Source organism: Pseudomonas sp. NPDC089395 (assembly GCF_044749525.1).
Classification (GTDB): Bacteria; Pseudomonadota; Gammaproteobacteria; order Pseudomonadales; family Pseudomonadaceae; genus Aquipseudomonas.
In genome coordinates, this window is record NZ_JBIVID010000012.1 from 112,231 (window position 1) to 129,092 (window position 16,862).

At 62.7% G+C, this 16,862-nt stretch carries 17 protein-coding genes; 6 read left to right on the plus strand and 11 right to left on the minus strand.

The window, feature by feature from the left end; all coding sequences use genetic code 11:
• Positions 1–66: 66 nt before the first annotated feature.
• The 3 genes from rssC to ACIPZG_RS22860 form a co-directional block, all read right to left on the minus strand.
• On the minus strand, positions 67–549 hold the full coding sequence (gene rssC / locus ACIPZG_RS22850) for an anti-sigma factor antagonist RssC (RefSeq protein ID WP_008099230.1): 483 nt from the start codon (positions 547–549) through the stop codon (positions 67–69).
• On the minus strand, positions 546–1,730 hold the full coding sequence (gene rssB / locus ACIPZG_RS22855) for a two-component system response regulator RssB (RefSeq protein WP_043274075.1): 1,185 nt from the start codon (positions 1,728–1,730) through the stop codon (positions 546–548). Before rssB ends, rssC begins: the two co-directional genes overlap by 4 nt.
• 294 nt (positions 1,731–2,024) lie before the next feature.
• Complete coding sequence (locus ACIPZG_RS22860) at positions 2,025–2,732, minus strand: VacJ family lipoprotein (RefSeq protein ID WP_400717130.1); 708 nt, start codon at positions 2,730–2,732, stop codon at positions 2,025–2,027.
• Between the two features lie 189 nt (positions 2,733–2,921).
• Between ACIPZG_RS22860 and ACIPZG_RS22865 the strand changes: the two genes are divergently transcribed.
• A complete protein-coding gene (locus ACIPZG_RS22865; protein ID WP_400717133.1) occupies positions 2,922–3,485 on the plus strand; it encodes a phosphonoacetaldehyde phosphonohydrolase-related protein in 564 nt (187 codons plus the stop codon).
• A 123-nt stretch (positions 3,486–3,608) separates the two neighbouring features.
• Entirely contained in the window at positions 3,609–3,872 is a 264-nt protein-coding gene (locus tag ACIPZG_RS22870) for a DUF4404 family protein (RefSeq protein ID WP_008099220.1), read from the plus strand.
• Positions 3,873–3,992: 120 nt separating this feature from the next.
• On the opposite strand, the gene queF is transcribed toward ACIPZG_RS22870, so the two are convergent.
• Both queF and ACIPZG_RS22880 read right to left on the minus strand, forming a co-directional pair.
• On the minus strand, positions 3,993–4,823 hold the full coding sequence (gene queF, locus ACIPZG_RS22875) for an NADPH-dependent 7-cyano-7-deazaguanine reductase QueF (protein ID WP_400717136.1): 831 nt from the start codon (positions 4,821–4,823) through the stop codon (positions 3,993–3,995).
• A 68-nt stretch (positions 4,824–4,891) separates the two neighbouring features.
• The gene (locus ACIPZG_RS22880) at positions 4,892–5,395 is read right to left on the minus strand and encodes a plastocyanin/azurin family copper-binding protein (RefSeq protein ID WP_400643429.1); all 504 of its coding nucleotides are present in this window, start codon (positions 5,393–5,395) and stop codon (positions 4,892–4,894) included.
• Positions 5,396–5,640: 245 nt separating this feature from the next.
• Here ACIPZG_RS22880 and cinR point away from each other — a divergent pair, with 245 nt between their 5' ends.
• Both cinR and ACIPZG_RS22890 read left to right on the plus strand, forming a co-directional pair.
• The gene (gene cinR / locus ACIPZG_RS22885; protein ID WP_400717138.1) at positions 5,641–6,321 is read left to right on the plus strand and encodes a two-component system response regulator CinR; all 681 of its coding nucleotides are present in this window, start codon (positions 5,641–5,643) and stop codon (positions 6,319–6,321) included.
• Entirely contained in the window at positions 6,321–7,658 is a 1,338-nt protein-coding gene (locus ACIPZG_RS22890) for a heavy metal sensor histidine kinase (RefSeq protein WP_400717141.1), read from the plus strand. Before cinR ends, ACIPZG_RS22890 begins: the two co-directional genes overlap by 1 nt.
• 109 nt (positions 7,659–7,767) lie before the next feature.
• On the opposite strand, the gene ACIPZG_RS22895 is transcribed toward ACIPZG_RS22890, so the two are convergent.
• The 3 genes from ACIPZG_RS22895 to ACIPZG_RS22905 are packed head-to-tail and all read right to left on the minus strand — an operon-like array spanning position 7,768 to position 10,991.
• A complete protein-coding gene (locus tag ACIPZG_RS22895) occupies positions 7,768–9,009 on the minus strand; it encodes a lipoprotein-releasing ABC transporter permease subunit (protein ID WP_400717143.1) in 1,242 nt (413 codons plus the stop codon).
• A gap of 40 nt (positions 9,010–9,049) precedes the next feature.
• A complete protein-coding gene (gene lolD, locus ACIPZG_RS22900; protein ID WP_400643433.1) occupies positions 9,050–9,733 on the minus strand; it encodes a lipoprotein-releasing ABC transporter ATP-binding protein LolD in 684 nt (227 codons plus the stop codon).
• A 7-nt stretch (positions 9,734–9,740) separates the two neighbouring features.
• Positions 9,741–10,991 carry a lipoprotein-releasing ABC transporter permease subunit gene (locus tag ACIPZG_RS22905; protein ID WP_400717145.1) on the minus strand — a complete coding sequence of 417 codons (1,251 nt, stop codon included), beginning with the start codon at positions 10,989–10,991 and terminating at the stop codon, positions 9,741–9,743.
• A 93-nt stretch (positions 10,992–11,084) separates the two neighbouring features.
• Here ACIPZG_RS22905 and ACIPZG_RS22910 point away from each other — a divergent pair, with 93 nt between their 5' ends.
• Together ACIPZG_RS22910 and ACIPZG_RS22915 are read left to right on the plus strand one after the other, a co-directional pair.
• On the plus strand, positions 11,085–11,669 hold the full coding sequence (locus ACIPZG_RS22910) for a PilZ domain-containing protein (protein ID WP_400717148.1): 585 nt from the start codon (positions 11,085–11,087) through the stop codon (positions 11,667–11,669).
• Between the two features lie 31 nt (positions 11,670–11,700).
• Complete coding sequence (locus tag ACIPZG_RS22915) at positions 11,701–12,417, plus strand: glycerophosphodiester phosphodiesterase (RefSeq protein WP_008099191.1); 717 nt, start codon at positions 11,701–11,703, stop codon at positions 12,415–12,417.
• Positions 12,418–12,465: 48 nt separating this feature from the next.
• On the opposite strand, the gene sthA is transcribed toward ACIPZG_RS22915, so the two are convergent.
• The 3 genes from sthA to ACIPZG_RS22930 form a co-directional block, all read right to left on the minus strand.
• Positions 12,466–13,860, minus strand: coding sequence for a Si-specific NAD(P)(+) transhydrogenase (sthA, locus tag ACIPZG_RS22920; RefSeq protein WP_400717151.1), 1,395 nt, complete (start codon positions 13,858–13,860; stop codon positions 12,466–12,468).
• Between the two features lie 203 nt (positions 13,861–14,063).
• Positions 14,064–15,062, minus strand: coding sequence for an FAD:protein FMN transferase (locus tag ACIPZG_RS22925; protein ID WP_400717153.1), 999 nt, complete (start codon positions 15,060–15,062; stop codon positions 14,064–14,066).
• A 185-nt stretch (positions 15,063–15,247) separates the two neighbouring features.
• Positions 15,248–16,711, minus strand: a complete 1,464-nt coding sequence (locus ACIPZG_RS22930) for a glyceraldehyde-3-phosphate dehydrogenase (RefSeq protein ID WP_400643436.1) — start codon at positions 16,709–16,711, stop codon at positions 15,248–15,250.
• Positions 16,712–16,862: the final 151 nt, after the last annotated feature.

Genomic DNA, 16,862 nt, shown 5'->3' on the forward strand with positions numbered 1-16,862 from the left:
GCCAGAAGATAGCGCGCTCCTTGTGGGAGCCGGCTTGCCGGCGATGAGGCCGGTGCAGGCTCTCGATCAGGTCCGCTCCAGCGCGCTCACCAGGTCATGGAAGGCTTCACGGTTGGAATCATTCAAGCCCATCAGAATCTTGTGCGCCTCCAGCACCTTGGAACGCACCACATCCTCGTTCTGGTCCTGGGATGGCAGGTCGGTCAGGCATTCCGGGCAAGGCACCGGGCGATCGACGATGTTGAACACCTGATCGAAGCCCATGGACTGCAACAGTCGAGAAATGTCCGGGTTGGTCGTGACCACGGTGGGCAACAAGCCAACCTTCTGCCGCGACAGGATCGACAGCTTGGCCAGCAGGCCCAAGGTGGTGCTGTCGATGCTTTCGGTTTCGGTAAGGTCGATGACGATGGCCGAGAAGTTCAGCGCGGTGAAAATCTTCTCGATCGTCGCATCCAGCGCCGAACACAGGGTCAGACGCACTTCGCCAACGAACTTCAGGACGAAGGTACCGCTCTGCTCGGCGAACTGAATTCTACCGGTACTCATTGAAGGTTCCTGCTCAACACCAATAGGGCGATATCATCCGGCATCTCCCCAAGCGTAGCCAATCCGAATCGTTGGCGCAGCCCATCCAGGCTACCACCTGATGCCTTGACGATATCCGGCAAGGCAGCTTCTTTATCTTTGAGCGTGTCACCTGGCAAAAGGTCCAAAATGCCATCGGACATCAAGCTCAGGCTGAACTGCGACGGCAGCTCGATCACCAGGTCCTGATAGGTCGCCTCTTCGAACAGACCCACCGGCAGGCCGCGGCCTTCCAGGTAACGCACCTGGCCCGGGCTATACAGCACCGGCAGCGGCAGGTGGCCACCCACGGCGTAGGTCAGCAGCCCGGTTTCCTCGTCTATCACCCCGCCAACCATGGTCACATGCTTGCCCAGCTTGCAGTTGATCAGCCCGCGGTTGATGTGGCTGAGCACTTCCGAGGGCTTGAATTCGCGTAGCTTGCTGCTGCGCTTGAATTCGAAGAGCAACCGGGTGGTCATGAACTTCAGCAGCACCGTGACGAACGCCGACGATGCGCCATGCCCGGAAACATCGGCAAGGTAGAAGGCAATGCGCCGCTCATCCACGCGGAAGTAGTCGGCAAAGTCGCCAGACAGATACAACGACGGGATGATCTGGTGCTCGAAGGCAAACTCGCCGGCCACCCAAGGGCTTTCCGGCAGCATGTTCATCTGCACCTGGCGACCGGCGGTCTGGTCCTCCTGCAACAGGTGCAGGCTGGCCTCAAGCTCCCGGTTGGCCGCTTCCAGCTTGTCTCGGTAGCGTTGGTTTTCCAGCACCAGGCGCGAACGGTCCAGCGCTCGGCGCACCGAATGCTCGAGTACGGCAAGGTCTTCCAGCGGCTTGATCAGGTAATCGGCGGCGCCCAGGCGCAAGGCCTCTACCGCATCGCTCATCACGCCGGCACCGGAAACCACGATCACCGGCAACTGCGGGGCACGCTCGCTGATCTGGCGGATCAATTCGAGGCCGCCCATCTGCGGCATGCGCAGATCGCAGATCACGAGGTCGGGCTGGTGTTCTTCGAAGACCTGGAGCCCCTGCTGGCCGTTGCCGGCCTGGAGGACGCTGAAGCCACTGTCTTCCAGATAGGCGGCGAGGCTCGCACGGACCACGTCGTCATCATCGATGATCAGCAGCGTTGCACTGATTTTCTGCATGTGGGCGAACGGCGCCGATTTGGGGTGATGCAGGGGCGTCTGCAAGGCTGACATCCGACTGCTGGAATTCTTTGTAGTAACGCTCTACTTGAGTTGTAGGCCAAGAACAGTGGCCAGGCAACCGGCAGAGGTACCTCGTAAGGCGCAGACGGTACTCCCATCCGCCAGGCGTTTCAAGCATACGAGGGTCGAGTCGCTCGCAGTTTGAAGGGCAAATTACTGGCAGTTATAAGAAAGCCGATCACAGTGACAAAAAAGGCGACCCCAAGGTCGCCTTTTTTGCTGTGCCATGAATCAGAAATCGTCTTCGACTTCGCCATCCTTGACCCGGAACTCGCGGTTCTGCAGGTAGGCGTTGCGAATGAAGATGTATTTGTCACCCTGAATCAGCTTTTCCGCCGACAGCAGGCTGGCACGGGTGTCGACCACGTCCAGGGCGAAGATCGAATTGCGGGTCGGCACGTGGTCGATATAGCGGTAAGGCTTGGTGTAGGTGTCCGGGTACTTGGCCAGGCCGTCACGCACGGTGCTCGGGCCCAGCAGCGGGATGACCACGTAGGGACCGCTTGGGACACCCCAGTAACCCAGGGTCTGGCCGAAGTCCTCGTCGTTGCGCGTCAGGCCCATCTTGGTGCCGACGTCGAAGAAGCCGCCGAGGCCGAAGGTGGTGTTGACGATCAACCGCGCCGTGTCCACACCCGCCGCATGGGGCTTGAACTGCAACAGGTTGTTGGCCAGGTTGGTGACATCGCCCAGGTTCAGGAAGATGTTGTGGATACCGTCCTCGAGGAACTGCGGAGTGACTGCCTGGTAGCCCTTGGCCAATGGCTTGAGGGCATATGTGTCGAGGGTATCGTTGAAGCGGAAGATTGGCCGGTTGACCACCTCCCAGGGATCCTCCTCGGTGGCTGCCTGGGTGGCTGCCACGGGCACCAGCAACAGGCTGGCACAGACACAGGCCTGGGTGATTCGCTTGATCACGTCGGCACCGATCCTACGCATAAATGTTCTCCATCGAATTTCTTGGCCGCAAGCGCAACGGGTCGCACTGCAGGTACGGCGGCAGTATAGAGCCTTGCGGGCTGATAAACAGCTTTACACATTTTTGCTCAATATTTTGTGAACAACTGTTGCCGTCACAGGACCGTAACAATCAGCGAATAGCCTGCGGACTATTTCAGGGAAGTTGCCATGCACGATGCATCCGCCTTCACCGCTGTGCTGTTCGGCCTGCGCGGCTGCCTGGTCCAGGCCGCCAGCGGCAGCCCACTGCCCGCCCCTGGCGCCCTTGAAGCGCTGGCCAGCTTGCGCCGTCAGCAAGTGCCTTGCATCTGGCTGGATGACCTGAGCAGCGCACAAAGCCAGCGCCTGGCCGGCGTGCTGCCCGACTGGTTGCCCGGCCAGCGAGTCAATGGCGTGCGCTGGCCGGCACCCAATGCTTGCTGGCAGGCCCTGATGGCCCTGGCCAGTGACCGACTGGATGGGTGCGTGCTGGTCAGCGGTGAACCTGCCTTGCTGCAGTCGGGGCTCAATGCAGGGCTGTGGACCATCGGCCTGGCCGCCTGCAGCCCTTCCTGCGACCTGGGTTCACAGCAATGGCAGGCCATGAGTCCCAAGGAACAGGAGCTGGCCCGCGGCAAGGCCACGCTGGAATTGTTTCGCCTGGGCGTACACTCGGTAATCGACCACCTCGAGGCGCTGGACACTTGCCTGCTGGACATCGCCCAGCGCCGCCGCAAAGGCGAGAAGCCCTGACGCGATGCCATTGATGCGGATCATGCAAAGCGAGCGCAAGTGGATTACGCTTGGAGACAGGCACGAACCTTTGCCGCTTCGCTGAGGTCCATGCCTTGCCAAGCCATTGATGGAGAACAACCAATGCCTGCCCGCGAATTGCAAGAGCGCCTGAACAGCTTGCGCGAGCAACTGGATAGAAATGTCCCGCTGACGGATGAGGAGCTCGCCGCGCTCCACGAAGAAGCCAGACAGATCGAGGCGCAACTCAAACTCGAAGAAGCCACGCCGGACAACAACCTGGTAGATGGTGTGAACCTGGCGATCGAGCGCTTCGAGGCCGATCACCCCGACCTGACCGCTACCCTGCGCAGCATCGCCAACTCGCTGCACAGCATGGGTATCTGAAGCCGCACGGAGCAAGCCCGCTCCCACAGGGTCTGCGCCGCTTTCAAAGGCGGCGCAGAACCTGTGGGAGCGGGCTTGCCCTGCGAATGGGCCGCCAAGCGGCCCTCGTCACACTGAAAACTACTGACGAACCAGGCGCAGGTTCTTCGGGCTGATCGCCCCGGTGCTGCGATAGGGGTTGATGTCCAGCCCACCGCGGCGCACATACCGCGCATACACCGTCAAATGCTCCGGTTGCAGCAGGTTTTTCAGGTCCAGGTAGATCCGCTCCACGCATTGCTCGTGGAAGTCGGCATGCTGGCGGAAGCTGATCAGGTAGGTCAGCAAGCTGGCATGGTCCAGCGCCCTGCCCTTGTACTCCACCACGACACTGCCCCAGTCCGGCTGGCCGGTGACCGGGCAGTTGGATTTGAGCAGGTGGCTGTGCACGGTTTCTTCCACGACCCGCTCCGGGTTGCAGCGCAGCAATTCGGGCTGCGGCTCTTCGTAGTTGCTGATGGCCACATCCAGGGCATCGATGCACTGCCCCGGCAACGCCACCACGCCTTGCGCCTCGACCTCGGCCAGGGTGCGCACCTGCACGCCCACAGGCTTGCCAGCGGCTGTCGACAAATCCTTTTCCAGGCAGGCGCGCAGCTTATCGATCGAAGCAAACGCCGTCTGGTTCAGCGAGTTCAGGTACAGCTTGAACGACTTCGACTCGATGATGTTCGGCGAGTCGGCCGGAATGGCGAACTCACCGATCGCCACCACCGGCTTGCCGGAGGGCAGCAGCCAGGACAGCTCGAAGCAGTTCCAGTAGTCCACGCCCTGCCACGGCAGGGTCTGGGCGGTCACGCCCAGCTCGGCCCATTTGGCCGTGCGTGGGATCGGGAACAGCAGCGAAGGCGTGTAGGTGGCGATGTATTCGCTGGACTTGCCCAGCGGAGAGTGTTCGGCAGCAGGATGCATGAAAACTGACCTGAAGGTTCGGAATTGCCCCTATTCTACCGTTTTTACCCTCTGCCTTGGAGCGCAAGTCACTCGATGGTCAGCGGCCCCACCATACCGGCCTGGTAATGCCCCGGCACGTTGCAGGCGAACTCGATGGGCGCGGACTTGCGGAAGGTCCAGGTCAGCTCGGCCCGCTGGCCGGGTTGCACCAGCACGGTGTTGCCCGCGTCGTGACCATGGGCGCCATGGCCCATCTGGCCGTGGTCCATGCCTTCGTGGTTCATGCCTGCGGTGAAGAGCTTGCCTTGCATGGCGAGCATTTCCTTCTGATGCTCGGCGTGCATGGCCTTGTCGCCCAGGTTGAATTCGTGAGGCAGCTTGCCTTCGTTGATCAGCACGAAGCGCACGGTTTCACCGGCCTTGACCTGCAGGTTGCTGGGTTCGAAGGAAATGTCCTTGAGCACCACCTCGACCGTGCGCGTGGCCTTCGCTGCCGGGGCCGGCTCGCCGAAGGCGAAGGTTTTGCCGCTGTCTGCGAGGGCGGGCAGGCTTGCGAGGGCAAGAGCGGCGGCGATGAACAGGTGTTTCATGATGACTCCAAAGCATACAGCGGGGATGAGGTCATTTTAAGAAGGGCTGACTGGCAGCGACCTGACGGGAAGATTACAACTTTGTCAGCTTAGGCGACGCTGAACATAGTCACGTATCATTTCAGCCATTACACCGCCTCTGTAGGAGCGGCTTTAGCCGCGAATGTGCAGTGAAGCCACCCACGCATTCGCGGCTAAAGCCGCTCCTACAAGGACCGCGCCCCCACCCAGACTGCGGACACTGCATGAAACTGCTGATCGTCGAAGACCAGGCCCGCACCGGCCAATACCTGAGCCAGGGCCTCAACGAAGCCGGCTTTGCCACCGAGCTGGCCGCCGATGGCGAAACCGGCCAGTTCCTGGCCCTGACCGGCGATCATGACCTGCTGATCCTCGACGTGATGCTGCCCGGCCGCGACGGCTGGCAGATTCTCCAGGCAGTCCGCCAGGCCGGCCTGGACACGCCGGTGCTGTTCCTCACGGCCCGCGATGCCGTCGAGGACCGTGTGCATGGCCTGGAACTGGGGGCCGACGATTACCTGGTCAAACCCTTTGCCTTCTCCGAACTGCTCGCCCGGGTACGCAGCCTGCTGCGCCGTGGCAGCAGCCCCAGCCAGGACACCAGCCTGACGCTGGCCGACCTGCGCCTGGACCTGCTGCGTCGCCGCGCCGAACGTGCTGGCCAGCGCGTCGACCTGACCGCCAAGGAATTCGCCCTGCTCGAACTGCTGCTGCGACGCCAGGGCGAGGTGCTGCCCAAATCGCTGATCGCCTCACAGGTGTGGGACATGAATTTCGACAGTGACACCAACGTCATCGAAGTCGCTATCCGCCGTCTGCGCCTGAAGATCGACGACGCCCACCCCAACAAGCTGATCCACACGGTGCGTGGCATGGGCTACGTGCTCGAAGAGCGCCATGACTGATGCGCAGGCTCTCCCTCGGTAACCGCCTGGCGCTGCTGTTCGCGGCCTGCACCGCTGCCGTTTCGCTCGGCGCGGGCCTGCTGTTCAACCACGCCAGCAAGCAGCACTTCATCGAACTGGACCAGCAACTGCTGGAATCGCGCCTGTCGCTGTTTCGCACCCAGCTCGCCGGCCTGAACGGCCCCGGCGACTTGGAAAACCGGCTACCCGCCCTGCGCAACGAGCTCAGCCATCAGGCCGACCTGGCCTTGCGCATCACCGGCAGCGATGGCGCACCGTGGTACGCCAGCCGCAGCCCGTTGCCCGAAGCCCCCTCTGGCACGGGCCTGGCGACCGTGCATGCGGAGGGGGTCGACTACCGCAGCCTGGCGGTACCCTTGAACGAGAGCGCCCGGCTGACACTGTTCCTCGACATCACTCACCACCAGCATTTCCTGCAGGGCATGCAGCGCCTGATCTGGCTGACCGTGGGCCTGTCGGCGCTGGCGACGGCATTGCTAGGCGCCTGGGCCGCACGCCGCGGATTGCAGCCATTGCGTCAGATGGGCAAGGTGGCGGACAGCGTTTCGGCGCGCTCACTGACCACCCGCCTGCCCGCGGAGCAGATGCCCGAGGAACTGGCAGCGCTTGCCAGCACCGTGAATGCCATGCTGCAACGCCTGGATGACGCCTTCCAGCGCCTGTCGGCGTTTTCCGCCGACATTGCCCATGAACTGCGCACGCCACTTTCCAATCTGCTGACGCACACCCAGGTCACCCTCACCCGCCCACGCAGCCTTGAGGAATACCGCGAAGCCTTGCACGGCAATCTGGAGGAGCTGCAATGGATGGCGCAGATGATCAACGACATGTTGTTTCTCGCCAAGGCGGACCATGGCTTGCTGGTACCGGGCCAGGCGCCACTGGCCTTGCACGAGGAAGTGGATGCACTGCTGGAGTACTACGGTCCGCTGGCCGAAGAGGGCGAAGTAGACCTGTTGCGCGAGGGGGAAGCGACGCTGCGGGGGGATCGGCACATGCTGCGCCGGGCACTGTCCAACCTGCTCGACAATGCCCTGCGCTTCACACCAGCTGGCGGGCAGATCTGCGTGACGCTGGAGCCAGGCGTGCGGATCTGCGTGGCCAATACTGGCGCAGTGATAGAAGCGGCGGCGTTACCGCGCTTGTTCGACCGTTTTTACCGGGCGGACCCGGCGAGGCGGGAAGGCAGCAGCGAGCACGCGGGGTTGGGGTTGGCGATTACCCGGTCGATCGTGCAGGCCCATGGCGGGAGTATTCGGGCGGAATGTAAGGATGAGTGGACGCGGTTCGTGATCGAGTTGCCTGAAGGCCGGTGAAGGAGGCCGCTTTGCGGCCTGTCGCCGGCAAGCCGACTCCCACGGAGGCTGCGAGTGACGCGCAACCTGTGGGAGCGGGCTTGCCGTCGATAGTGCCCTCAAGCAGACATCAAACAGCCAAGCCGATCGCCGGCTGCACCTGCGACGCCCGATAAGCCGGGTAAATGGTCGCCAGGAAGCTCATCACCAACCCCGCCGCACAGATGATCCCCACATCCCCCCACTGCAACTCGGAAGGCAAGCTGCTGATGAAGTACACATCCGAGGTAAAGATGTGCTGCCCGCTCACCCGCTCCAGCCAGCCGACAATCTGGCTGACATTGAACGCGGCAATCACCCCGAGCACCCCACCGATCAAGGTGCCGACGATGCCGATCAGGCTGCCCTGAACCATGAACGTGCCCATGATCTGTGCCGGCGTGGCACCCAGGGTACGCAGGATGGCGATGTCCGGCCCCTTGTCGTTCACCACCATCACCAACGTGGCGATGATGTTGAACGCCGCCACGGCAATGATCATCAGCAGCAACAGACCGATCATGGTCTTTTCCATTTTCATCGCACTGAACAGGCTGCCCTGGGTATGCGACCAGTCGTCGGCGCGGTAGGCATCGCCCAGCCCGGCGGCGATGGCCTTGGACACCTGCGGCGCGGCGTACAGGTCATGCAGTTTCAGCCGCACGCCCTGCACCTGGCCCGGTGCCCAGCGCTGCATCTCACCGGCATCGGCCATGTGGATATAGGCCTGGGAACCGTCCAGCTCGGCCCCGACCTTGAAGATGCCGACCACGGTCAGGCGCTGCATGCGCGGGGTGATGCCGCCCGGCTCCTTGCTGATCTCCGGCACGATCAAGGTCAACTTGTCGCCGGTATTGAGGCGGAAGCGGCGCGCCGTGAGCTCACCGATCACCACCCCATATTCACCCGGCTGCAAATCCTGCAAACGGCCCTGGACGATGTGCCGGCCAACGATCGACACCTTGCCCTCTTCGGCCGGGTCGATACCGCTGACCTGAATCGGCTGCATCGCCCCCTTGTAGGAAAGCATGCCTTCCATTTCGGTGATCGGCGCTGCCGCCATCACAGCAGGGTTCTTCAACGCAGCGTCGGCGGTCGCGCGCCAGTCCTCCAGCGGTTGCACCCCAAGGATCGCGGCGTGCGGCACCAGGCCGAGAATTCGCGAACTCATCTCGCGCTGGAAGCCGTTCATTACCGACAGCACCACGATCATCGCCAGCACGCCCAGTGACAGGCCGATCATCGAGGTCATCGAGATGAACGAGATGAAATGGTTGCGGCGCTTGGCACGGGTGTAGCGAGCACCGATGAACAAGGGCAAGGGTCTGAACATGTACGAAAACACCCAATGAAAAAATGTGGGGCGGCCTGGCTCAGATCGCGACCAGGTGGCCGTCGTCGAGTTTCAGTACGCGGTCCATCTGGCGCGCCAGATTGAGGTCGTGGGTCACTACCAGGAACGCCGTGCGCGAGGCACTGGACAGTTCCTGCATCAACTCCTGGATTCCCTGGGCGGTGTGGTGGTCGAGGTTGCCGGTTGGCTCGTCGAGCATCACCAGGCCCGGGCGGTTGACCAGGGCGCGGGCGATCGCTACACGCTGGCGCTCGCCACCGGACAGTTCGGCCGGCTTGTGGTTCAGGCGGTGGCTCAGGCCCACGCGCTTGAGCAGCGCCCCGGCGCGTTCACGTGCCTCAGGGATCGCGGTGCGGCCGATCAGCAGCGGCATGCACACGTTCTCCAAGGCGGTGAACTCCGGCAGCAGGTGGTGGAACTGGTAGACGAACCCCAGCTCGCGATTGCGCAGCAGGCCGCGGGCACGCTCGCCCAGGGCCGACAACTCCTCGCCTGCCAGCCAGACACTGCCCTGGGTCGGCCGGTCGAGGCCGCCCAGCAGGTTGAGCAAGGTGCTCTTGCCCGAGCCCGAACTGCCGACGATGGCCACCCGCTCACCGGCGTGCAGCTCAAGGTTGAGGCCGGACAATACCTGCACCGACTCCGGGCCCTCGTCGTAGGACTTGCCCAGGTTGCGGCAACTCAGAACGGCTTTATCACTCATGCGCGACTCACTCATAACGTAGCGCCTCTGCAGGCTGGGTGCGCGCCGCACGCCAGGCCGGGTACAGGGTGGCGAAGAAACTCAGGACCAACGCCGCACCACAGACCATGTACACGTCCTGGGACTGGATCTGCGACGGCAGGTAATCGATGAAATACACGTCGGCATTGAGGAACTTGTGCCCGATCAGTTTCTCGATGCCGGCGATCACCGCACTGACATTGAGCGCGGCCACGATCCCGACCACGGCGCCGATCAGGGTGCCGATCACCCCGATCACCGTGCCCTGGACCATGAAGATGGCCATGATCTGCCCAGGTGTGGCGCCGAGGGTGCGCAGGATGGCGATGTCGCCACGCTTGTCGTTGACCACCATCACCAGGGTGGAAATGATGTTGAACGCGGCCACCGCGACGATCAGCAACAGCAGCAGGCCGATCATGGCCTTCTCCATGCGGATCGCCTGGTACAGGTTGCCGTGGGTACGGGTCCAGTCGCGGCTGTAGTACTCCTGGCCGCCCAACTGCTGGGCGATGCTCCAGGCCACACGCGGCGCCTGGAACAGGTCGTCGAACTTCAGGCGCAGGCCCTGCACCTGGTCCGCCTTCCAGCGGTGCAGGCGGGACAGGTCGGCAATGTTGGTCAGGCCCAGGTAGCCGTCGATCTCGCCGGCACCGACATGGAAGGTGCCGACCACTGTGAAGCGCTTCATGCGCGGGAACATCCCCGCCGGCGTGACGCTGACTTCGGGGGCGACGAAGGTGAGCTTGTCGCCGATGGCCACGCCCAGCTTGGCGGCGGCCTTGTCGCCGATCATGATGCCCCACTCGCCTGGCGCCAACTGGTCGAGCCGGCCTTGCAGGATGAAGTGGTCGATGATCGACACTTCACGTTCGCGGGCTGGGTCGATGCCGTTGAGCAGCACCTTCTGTACCTTGCCGTCATGGGTCAGCAGGCCCTGCATCTGGGTGTACGGGGCAACCGCCAGCACCTGCGGATTCTGCTTTACTTGTTGGGCAAGCGCAGGCCAGTCGTTGATCGGCTGGCCGCTCTCCAGCGTGGCATGCGGGATCATGCCCAGCACGCGGGTACGCATCTCGTGGTCGAAACCGTTCATGACCGAGAGCACCACGATCATCACCACCACGCCCAGGGCGAGGCCGATCATCGAGGTCAGGGAAATGAACGAGACGAAGTGATTACGGCGCTTGGCACGGGTATAACGCGTGCCGATGAATGCGAAAAGAGGTCTGAACATGTCGGGGCTTGTTCGGATGAAAGGGAACGTCCTTGTGGCGAGGCGCCTGTGGCGGCTTTACACTCGGACCACCGCCGCTACCATGGGTTCGCCATGACGACATTAGACGAAGAAGATCGCCGCGAATACTACCGCATCGAAGATCGGATCGCACTGGAAATAAGCCCTTTGAGCGCGGCCGAAGCCCTTGAGCCAGAACTGTTGCAGGATGATTCACCACTGTTCAACCTGCTCAGCGAGCTGCACCTTAGCGACTTCGAGTCACAGCACCTGCTGCGCCAGCTCAGCGACAAGGACCGTATCCTGGCGGCTTTCCTGCGGGCACAGAACAAACGCCTCGACCTGCTCAGCGCCGTCGTCGCGCACAGCCTGATCGGCGAGATCGGCCAGCCACAACGCGTGATCATCTCCGAGGGCGGTATCGATTTCACCCAGCCCCAACCGATTGCCCCCGACACCCGGGTCAAGCTGAAGATGGTGCTGATGCCGCGTGCCCACGGCCTGCTGCTGCGCGGCAAGGTCACCCATTGCGACCCGCGCCCGGAAGGGGGTTTTGAGGTCGGCACCGAATTCATCGACATGACCGACGCCCAGCGCCAACTGCTGGCCCGCTACATCCTGCAGCGCCAGCAACAACAACGCCGCCAGCAACTGGAACTGGAAGACCCCGCTTCCTGAGCTTTTTCATTCTTGACCTGAAGGAACGAACGTGACCCTCATTTACGGCCACCGTGGCGCCAAGGGCGAAGCGCCCGAGAACACCCTGACCAGCTTCCGCCAGTGCCTGTCCCACGGCGTCAACCGCTGCGAACTGGACCTGCACCTGTCGGCCGACAACGAGCTGATGGTCATCCACGACACGTCGCTCAAGCGCACCACGGGCCGGCGCGGCAAGGTGGTCGAACACCCGGCAGCCGACCTGGTCACCTACGACGCCCGCAAGGGCGGCCCGGGCCATGTGCAGCCCTGCCCTATCCCGCGGCTTGAAGAACTGTTCGAAAAATGCGCCTTCGAGCACTGGCAGCTGGAGGTCAAGAGTGCCTCGCGCACCCGCGCCGCCACCACGGTGCTGGCCATTCGCGAACTGGCCCAGCAGTACGGGCTGCTGGACAAGGTGACCATCACCTCCAGCTCACGCGAAGTACTGGGTGCGGCGCTTGAACTGGTGCCGGACGTGAAGCGCGGGCTGGTCGCCGAATATGCCTGGCTCGACCCGCTGAAGGTGGCGCAGAACTATGGCTGCGAGATGCTGGCCTTGAACTGGACACTGTGCACCCCGGAACGCCTGCTCAAGGCGCAGGGCCAGGGTTTGCATGTGTCGGTGTGGACGGTCAACGAACCGGCACTGATGCGCCGGCTCGCTGACTTTGGCGTGGACAGCCTGATTACAGACTTTCCCGGTTTGGCCAAGACCACCCTCGGGTAGGGCTGAAATCGGTCTCCCCGACCGGCTCAGGCCACCGGCCGGAGCCGCTTAAAAAAGCCGGTTCAGACCGTCGTAGGCAGCTACCCGATAGGCTTCGGCCATGGTCGGGTAGTTGAACGTGGTGTTGACGAAGTACTTCAGGTTATTCAGCTCGCCCGGCTGGTTCATGATCGCCTGGCCGATGTGGACGATTTCCGAAGCCTGGTAGCCGAAGCAGTGCACGCCGAGGATTTCCAGGGTTTCACGGTGGAACAGAATCTTCAGCATGCCCTGCGGCTCGCCAGCGATCTGCGCACGGGCCATGCCCTTGAAGAACGCCTTGCCCACTTCGTAAGGCACCTTGGCCTGGGTCAGCTCCTGCTCGTTCTTGCCGATCGAGCTGATCTCCGGGATGGTGTAGATGCCGGTCGGCACATCGTTGACGAAGCGCCAGCTGCCATTGTCGACAATGCTGCCGGCCGCCGAGCGACCCTGGTCGTGGGCGGCACTGGCCAGACTTGGCCAGCCGATCACGTCACCGGCGCCATAGATGTTCGGCACGGTGGTGCGATAGGCCTCGTCGACCTCGATCTGGCCACGGCTGTTGACCTTGATGCCGATGTTCTCCAGGCCCAGCTTGTCGGTGTTGCCGGTACGACCGTTGCACCACAGCAAGGCGTCGGCCTTGATCTTCTTGCCCGACTTCAGGTGCAGGATCACGCCGTTGTCCAGACCTTCGACCCGCTCGTACTCCTCGTTGTGGCGCACGGTGATGTTGTTGTTGCTGAAGTGGTAGCTCAGTGCCTGGGAGATTTCCGAGTCCAGGAAGCTGAGCAACTGGCCACGGTTGTCGACCAGCTCCACCAGCACACCCAGGCCGCTGAAGATCGAGGCGTATTCACAACCGATCACGCCGGCACCATAGACGATCAGCTTGCGCGGGGTGTGGCTCAGGCTGAGGATGGTGTCGCTGTCGTAGACGCGCGGGTGATGGAAGTCGATGTCGGCCGGGCGGTACGGACGCGAGCCGGTGGCGATGATGATGTGCTTGGCGTTGAGTTTTTCCACCACGCCGTTGGGGCAGACCACTTCGACGGTCTGCTCGTCGGCGAAGCTGCCGGTGCCGAAGAACACGTCGACGCGGTTACGGGCGTAGTAGCCGGTACGCGAGGCGACCTGCTTGGAAATCACCTTCTCGGCGCTCTTGAGCACGTCAGGGAAGGAGAACCAGCGCGGCTCACCGATGGCACGGAACATCGGATTGGTGTTGAACTGCATGATCTGCCGCACCGAGTGACGCAGTGCCTTGGACGGGATGGTGCCCAGGTGGGTGCAGTTGCCACCGACCTGACGACGGCTATCGACCATCGCCACCTTGCGCCCTGCTTTGGCGGCGTTCATTGCCGCACCTTCTCCGGCCGGGCCGGAACCCAACACCACTACGTCGTAGTTGTAGACAGCCATGCGTACTCCTTCAGAACTGGCCCGCCGGCCACGGTCGCCGCGGGACTCGATCATGCCGCCGGGGCGTCATGAGAAAATTCGTGTGCAGTCTAATCAAGCGTGAACGCCGCGCACATTAACCCTTGGTCGCGTCGTAGGCCAATTTTGCCTGCACTACATGTTATTGCCCGATTCCATGGCCTTGATCTTCCCTGCTTGCACTTTCACTCGCCTTTCGTTGCCCGTTCGAACGCGGGCGTAGCTCGGGAGACGAAACCACCCTCTACCCGGGTCACCAGTACGGCGGCCAGATCATGGGCCACGGCAAAGTCCCAACCGCGCTCCGGCCCAAGGACTAGCAGCAGGGTCGAGTAGCCGTCGGCTTGCAGCGCCGAGCCATCGAGTACAGTGACTGCAGCCAGGTCATGTTCGACCGGCCGCCCGAGGCGGGCATCGAAGGTGTGCGAATAGCGCCGGCCATTCTGCTCGAAATAGTGGCGATAGTCACCCGAGGTCGAAAGCGCAAGGCCATTGACCGGGATGACCTGGCGAGCGATCTGACGGTCTTCGCGGGGCAGCTCCAGGGCAATGCGCCAAAGGCTGCCATCGGGCTTGCGGCCGACGGCCTTGAGCTCGCCCGTGACCTCGGCGACGAAACTGGCCACCCCCATGGCGCGCAGTCGCTCGGCAATCAGGTCGACGGCGTAGCCAGCGGCGATGCTGTTGAAATCCAGCTGCACCGGCGCGTCCTTGCACAGCGTTTGGCCGTCGATGCGTAGGTGACGGAAGCCTACGCGCTGCCGAGCCTGAGCCAGGGCCTGCGGGTCGGGGACCTGCTCGTGGCGGGACTGGGGGCCGAAGCCCCACAGATCGAGCAGCGGCTCGACAGTGAGGTCGAAGGCGCCCTCGCTCTGCTCGGCCAGGTGCTGGCCGAGGGCGACCAGTTCTAGCATGTCGGATGGCAAGGTCAGGCACTGATTGGCAGGGAGCAGGTTGAACTGGCTGACAAGCGAGTCGCCGCGGTAGGTCGAGTAGAGCTGGTCGATGCCTTGCAGGAGGGTTTCGGCGGCGGCCTGGACCTGGGCAGGTGCTGGGCCGCCGGGTTCGCGCACGTACTGGATGCTGTAGCTGCTGCCCATGGTCGGGCCACCCAAGCGTTCCAGGGCTGGGCCCTGATTGCAGGCGGTGAGGAGCATCAGGAGGAACAGGAGGGCTGTGCGCAAGTTCGAACTCTCGGTTGTCTGTACTGGCCCTATCGCCGGCAAGCCGGCGCCCACAAAAAAGCAGGCCTGCGCTGTTCCTGTGGGAGCCGGCTTGCCGGCGATAAGGCCAGTACAGACACAATAAATGCAGGGCAAAAAAAACGGGAACCCGAAGGTTCCCGTTTTTTCATTGCCTTACAAGCGAATCAGCGTGGAAACGCTGGCGGGTTCACACCAGCCATCTCTTCCATCACGCGAACCACCTGGCAGCTGTAACCGAACTCGTTGTCGTACCAGACGTACAGAACAACGCGGTTGTCGTTGCAGATGGTAGCTTCGGCATCGACCACACCGGCGTGGCGCGAGCCCACGAAGTCGGTGGAGACCACTTCCTGAGAGCTGACGTAGTCGATCTGCTTGTGCAGTTCCGAGTGCATGGCGGTCTGGCGCAGGTACTCGTTGATTTCCTCGCGGCTGGTACCTTTTTCCAGGTTCAGGTTGAGGATGGCCATCGACACGTTCGGCGTCGGCACGCGAATGGCGTTGCCGGTCAGCTTGCCCTTGAGCACTGGCAGTGCCTTGGCGGCTGCGGTGGCGGCACCGGTTTCGGTGATGACCATGTTCAGCGGCGCGGCACGGCCACGGCGGCTGCCCTTGTGGAAGTTGTCGATCAGGTTCTGGTCGTTGGTGAACGAGTGAACGGTTTCGACGTGACCATTGATGATGCCGTACTGGTCATTGATGGCCTTGAGCACCGGCACGATGGCGTTGGTGGTGCAGGAGGCGGCCGAGATGATCTTGTCATCGGCGGCGATGTCACCGTGGTTGATGCCGTGCACGATGTTCTTCAGCGCGCCTTTGCCCGGCGCGGTGAGGATCACGCGGGCAGCGCCCGGGCAGGCCAGGTGCTGGCCCAGGCCGTCAGCGTCACGCCATACGCCGGTGTTGTCGACGATCAGTGCGTTTTCGATGCCGTACTGGGTGTAGTCGACTTCGCTCGGGCTCTTGGCGTAGATGATCTGGATCAGGTTGCCGTTGGCGGTGAGGGTGTTGTTGGCTTCGTCGATGGTGATGGTGCCATCGAACGGGCCATGCACCGAGTCACGGCGCAGCAGGCTGGCGCGCTTGACCAGGTCGTTCTCGGCGCCCTTGCGCACCACGATGGCACGCAGGCGCAGGCCGTCGCCACCACCGGTCTTCTCGATCAGGATGCGCGCCAGCAGGCGGCCGATGCGGCCGAAGCCGTACAGGACGACGTCGGTGCCCTTGCGCCCCGAAGCGTTCTGTTGGCCAACCACGTCAGCCAGCTCTTCACGCACGAACTGCTCGGCGCTGCGGCCGTTGCCTTCCTGCTTGAACTTGTTCGCCAGCTTGCCCAGGTCGACCGAAGCGGCGCCCAGTTTCAGCTCGCTCATGGCCTTGAGCAGGGGGAATGTCTCGTGGACGGACAGTTCGGTTTCGTCGGTTTGACGATGACGCGCAAAGCGGTGTGCCTTGAGGATCGAGATAACCGAACGGTTGATCAGGCTGCGGCCATAAATCGAGCTCACCACGTTGTTATTGCGGTAGAGCTGACCGATAAGCGGGATCATCGCTTCAGCCAGAGCTTCACGATCAATCCACTCACCAAGACACTGGTCGGGCTTCTGAGTCACGGGAACCTTCCACATGTAGGGGGAGAAAAAAGGGGCTACATTATGACGCCCCAACGCGTAACCGGCAATGAGCACCTGTCGCCGGAGCCCAAGCCTGTGTTCATGCCCCTTTCGGAGCCTGACAGCACGCACCGGCACCGGTACAATCGATCTCTTTGCCGCAACG

Bases quoted from the DNA above. Each gene is read 5' to 3' on its own strand.
- sthA (WP_400717151.1), bottom strand. From the start codon at position 13,860: ATGGCTGTCTACAACTACGACGTAGTGGTGTTGGGTTCCGGCCCGGCC.
- ACIPZG_RS22905 (WP_400717145.1), bottom strand. From the start codon at position 10,991: ATGTTCAGACCTCTTTTCGCATTCATCGGCACGCGTTATACCCGTGCC.
- rssC (WP_008099230.1), bottom strand. From the start codon at position 549: ATGAGTACCGGTAGAATTCAGTTCGCCGAGCAGAGCGGTACCTTCGTC.
- lolD (WP_400643433.1), bottom strand. From the start codon at position 9,733: ATGAGTGATAAAGCCGTTCTGAGTTGCCGCAACCTGGGCAAGTCCTAC.
- ACIPZG_RS22860 (WP_400717130.1), bottom strand. From the start codon at position 2,732: ATGCGTAGGATCGGTGCCGACGTGATCAAGCGAATCACCCAGGCCTGT.
- ACIPZG_RS22910 (WP_400717148.1), top strand. From the start codon at position 11,085: ATGACGACATTAGACGAAGAAGATCGCCGCGAATACTACCGCATCGAA.
- ACIPZG_RS22880 (WP_400643429.1), bottom strand. From the start codon at position 5,395: ATGAAACACCTGTTCATCGCCGCCGCTCTTGCCCTCGCAAGCCTGCCC.
- queF (WP_400717136.1), bottom strand. From the start codon at position 4,823: ATGCATCCTGCTGCCGAACACTCTCCGCTGGGCAAGTCCAGCGAATAC.
- ACIPZG_RS22930 (WP_400643436.1), bottom strand. From the start codon at position 16,711: ATGTGGAAGGTTCCCGTGACTCAGAAGCCCGACCAGTGTCTTGGTGAG.
- rssB (WP_043274075.1), bottom strand. From the start codon at position 1,730: ATGCAGAAAATCAGTGCAACGCTGCTGATCATCGATGATGACGACGTG.
- ACIPZG_RS22865 (WP_400717133.1), top strand. From the start codon at position 2,922: ATGCACGATGCATCCGCCTTCACCGCTGTGCTGTTCGGCCTGCGCGGC.
- ACIPZG_RS22870 (WP_008099220.1), top strand. From the start codon at position 3,609: ATGCCTGCCCGCGAATTGCAAGAGCGCCTGAACAGCTTGCGCGAGCAA.
- cinR (WP_400717138.1), top strand. From the start codon at position 5,641: ATGAAACTGCTGATCGTCGAAGACCAGGCCCGCACCGGCCAATACCTG.
- ACIPZG_RS22890 (WP_400717141.1), top strand. From the start codon at position 6,321: ATGCGCAGGCTCTCCCTCGGTAACCGCCTGGCGCTGCTGTTCGCGGCC.
- ACIPZG_RS22895 (WP_400717143.1), bottom strand. From the start codon at position 9,009: ATGTTCAGACCCTTGCCCTTGTTCATCGGTGCTCGCTACACCCGTGCC.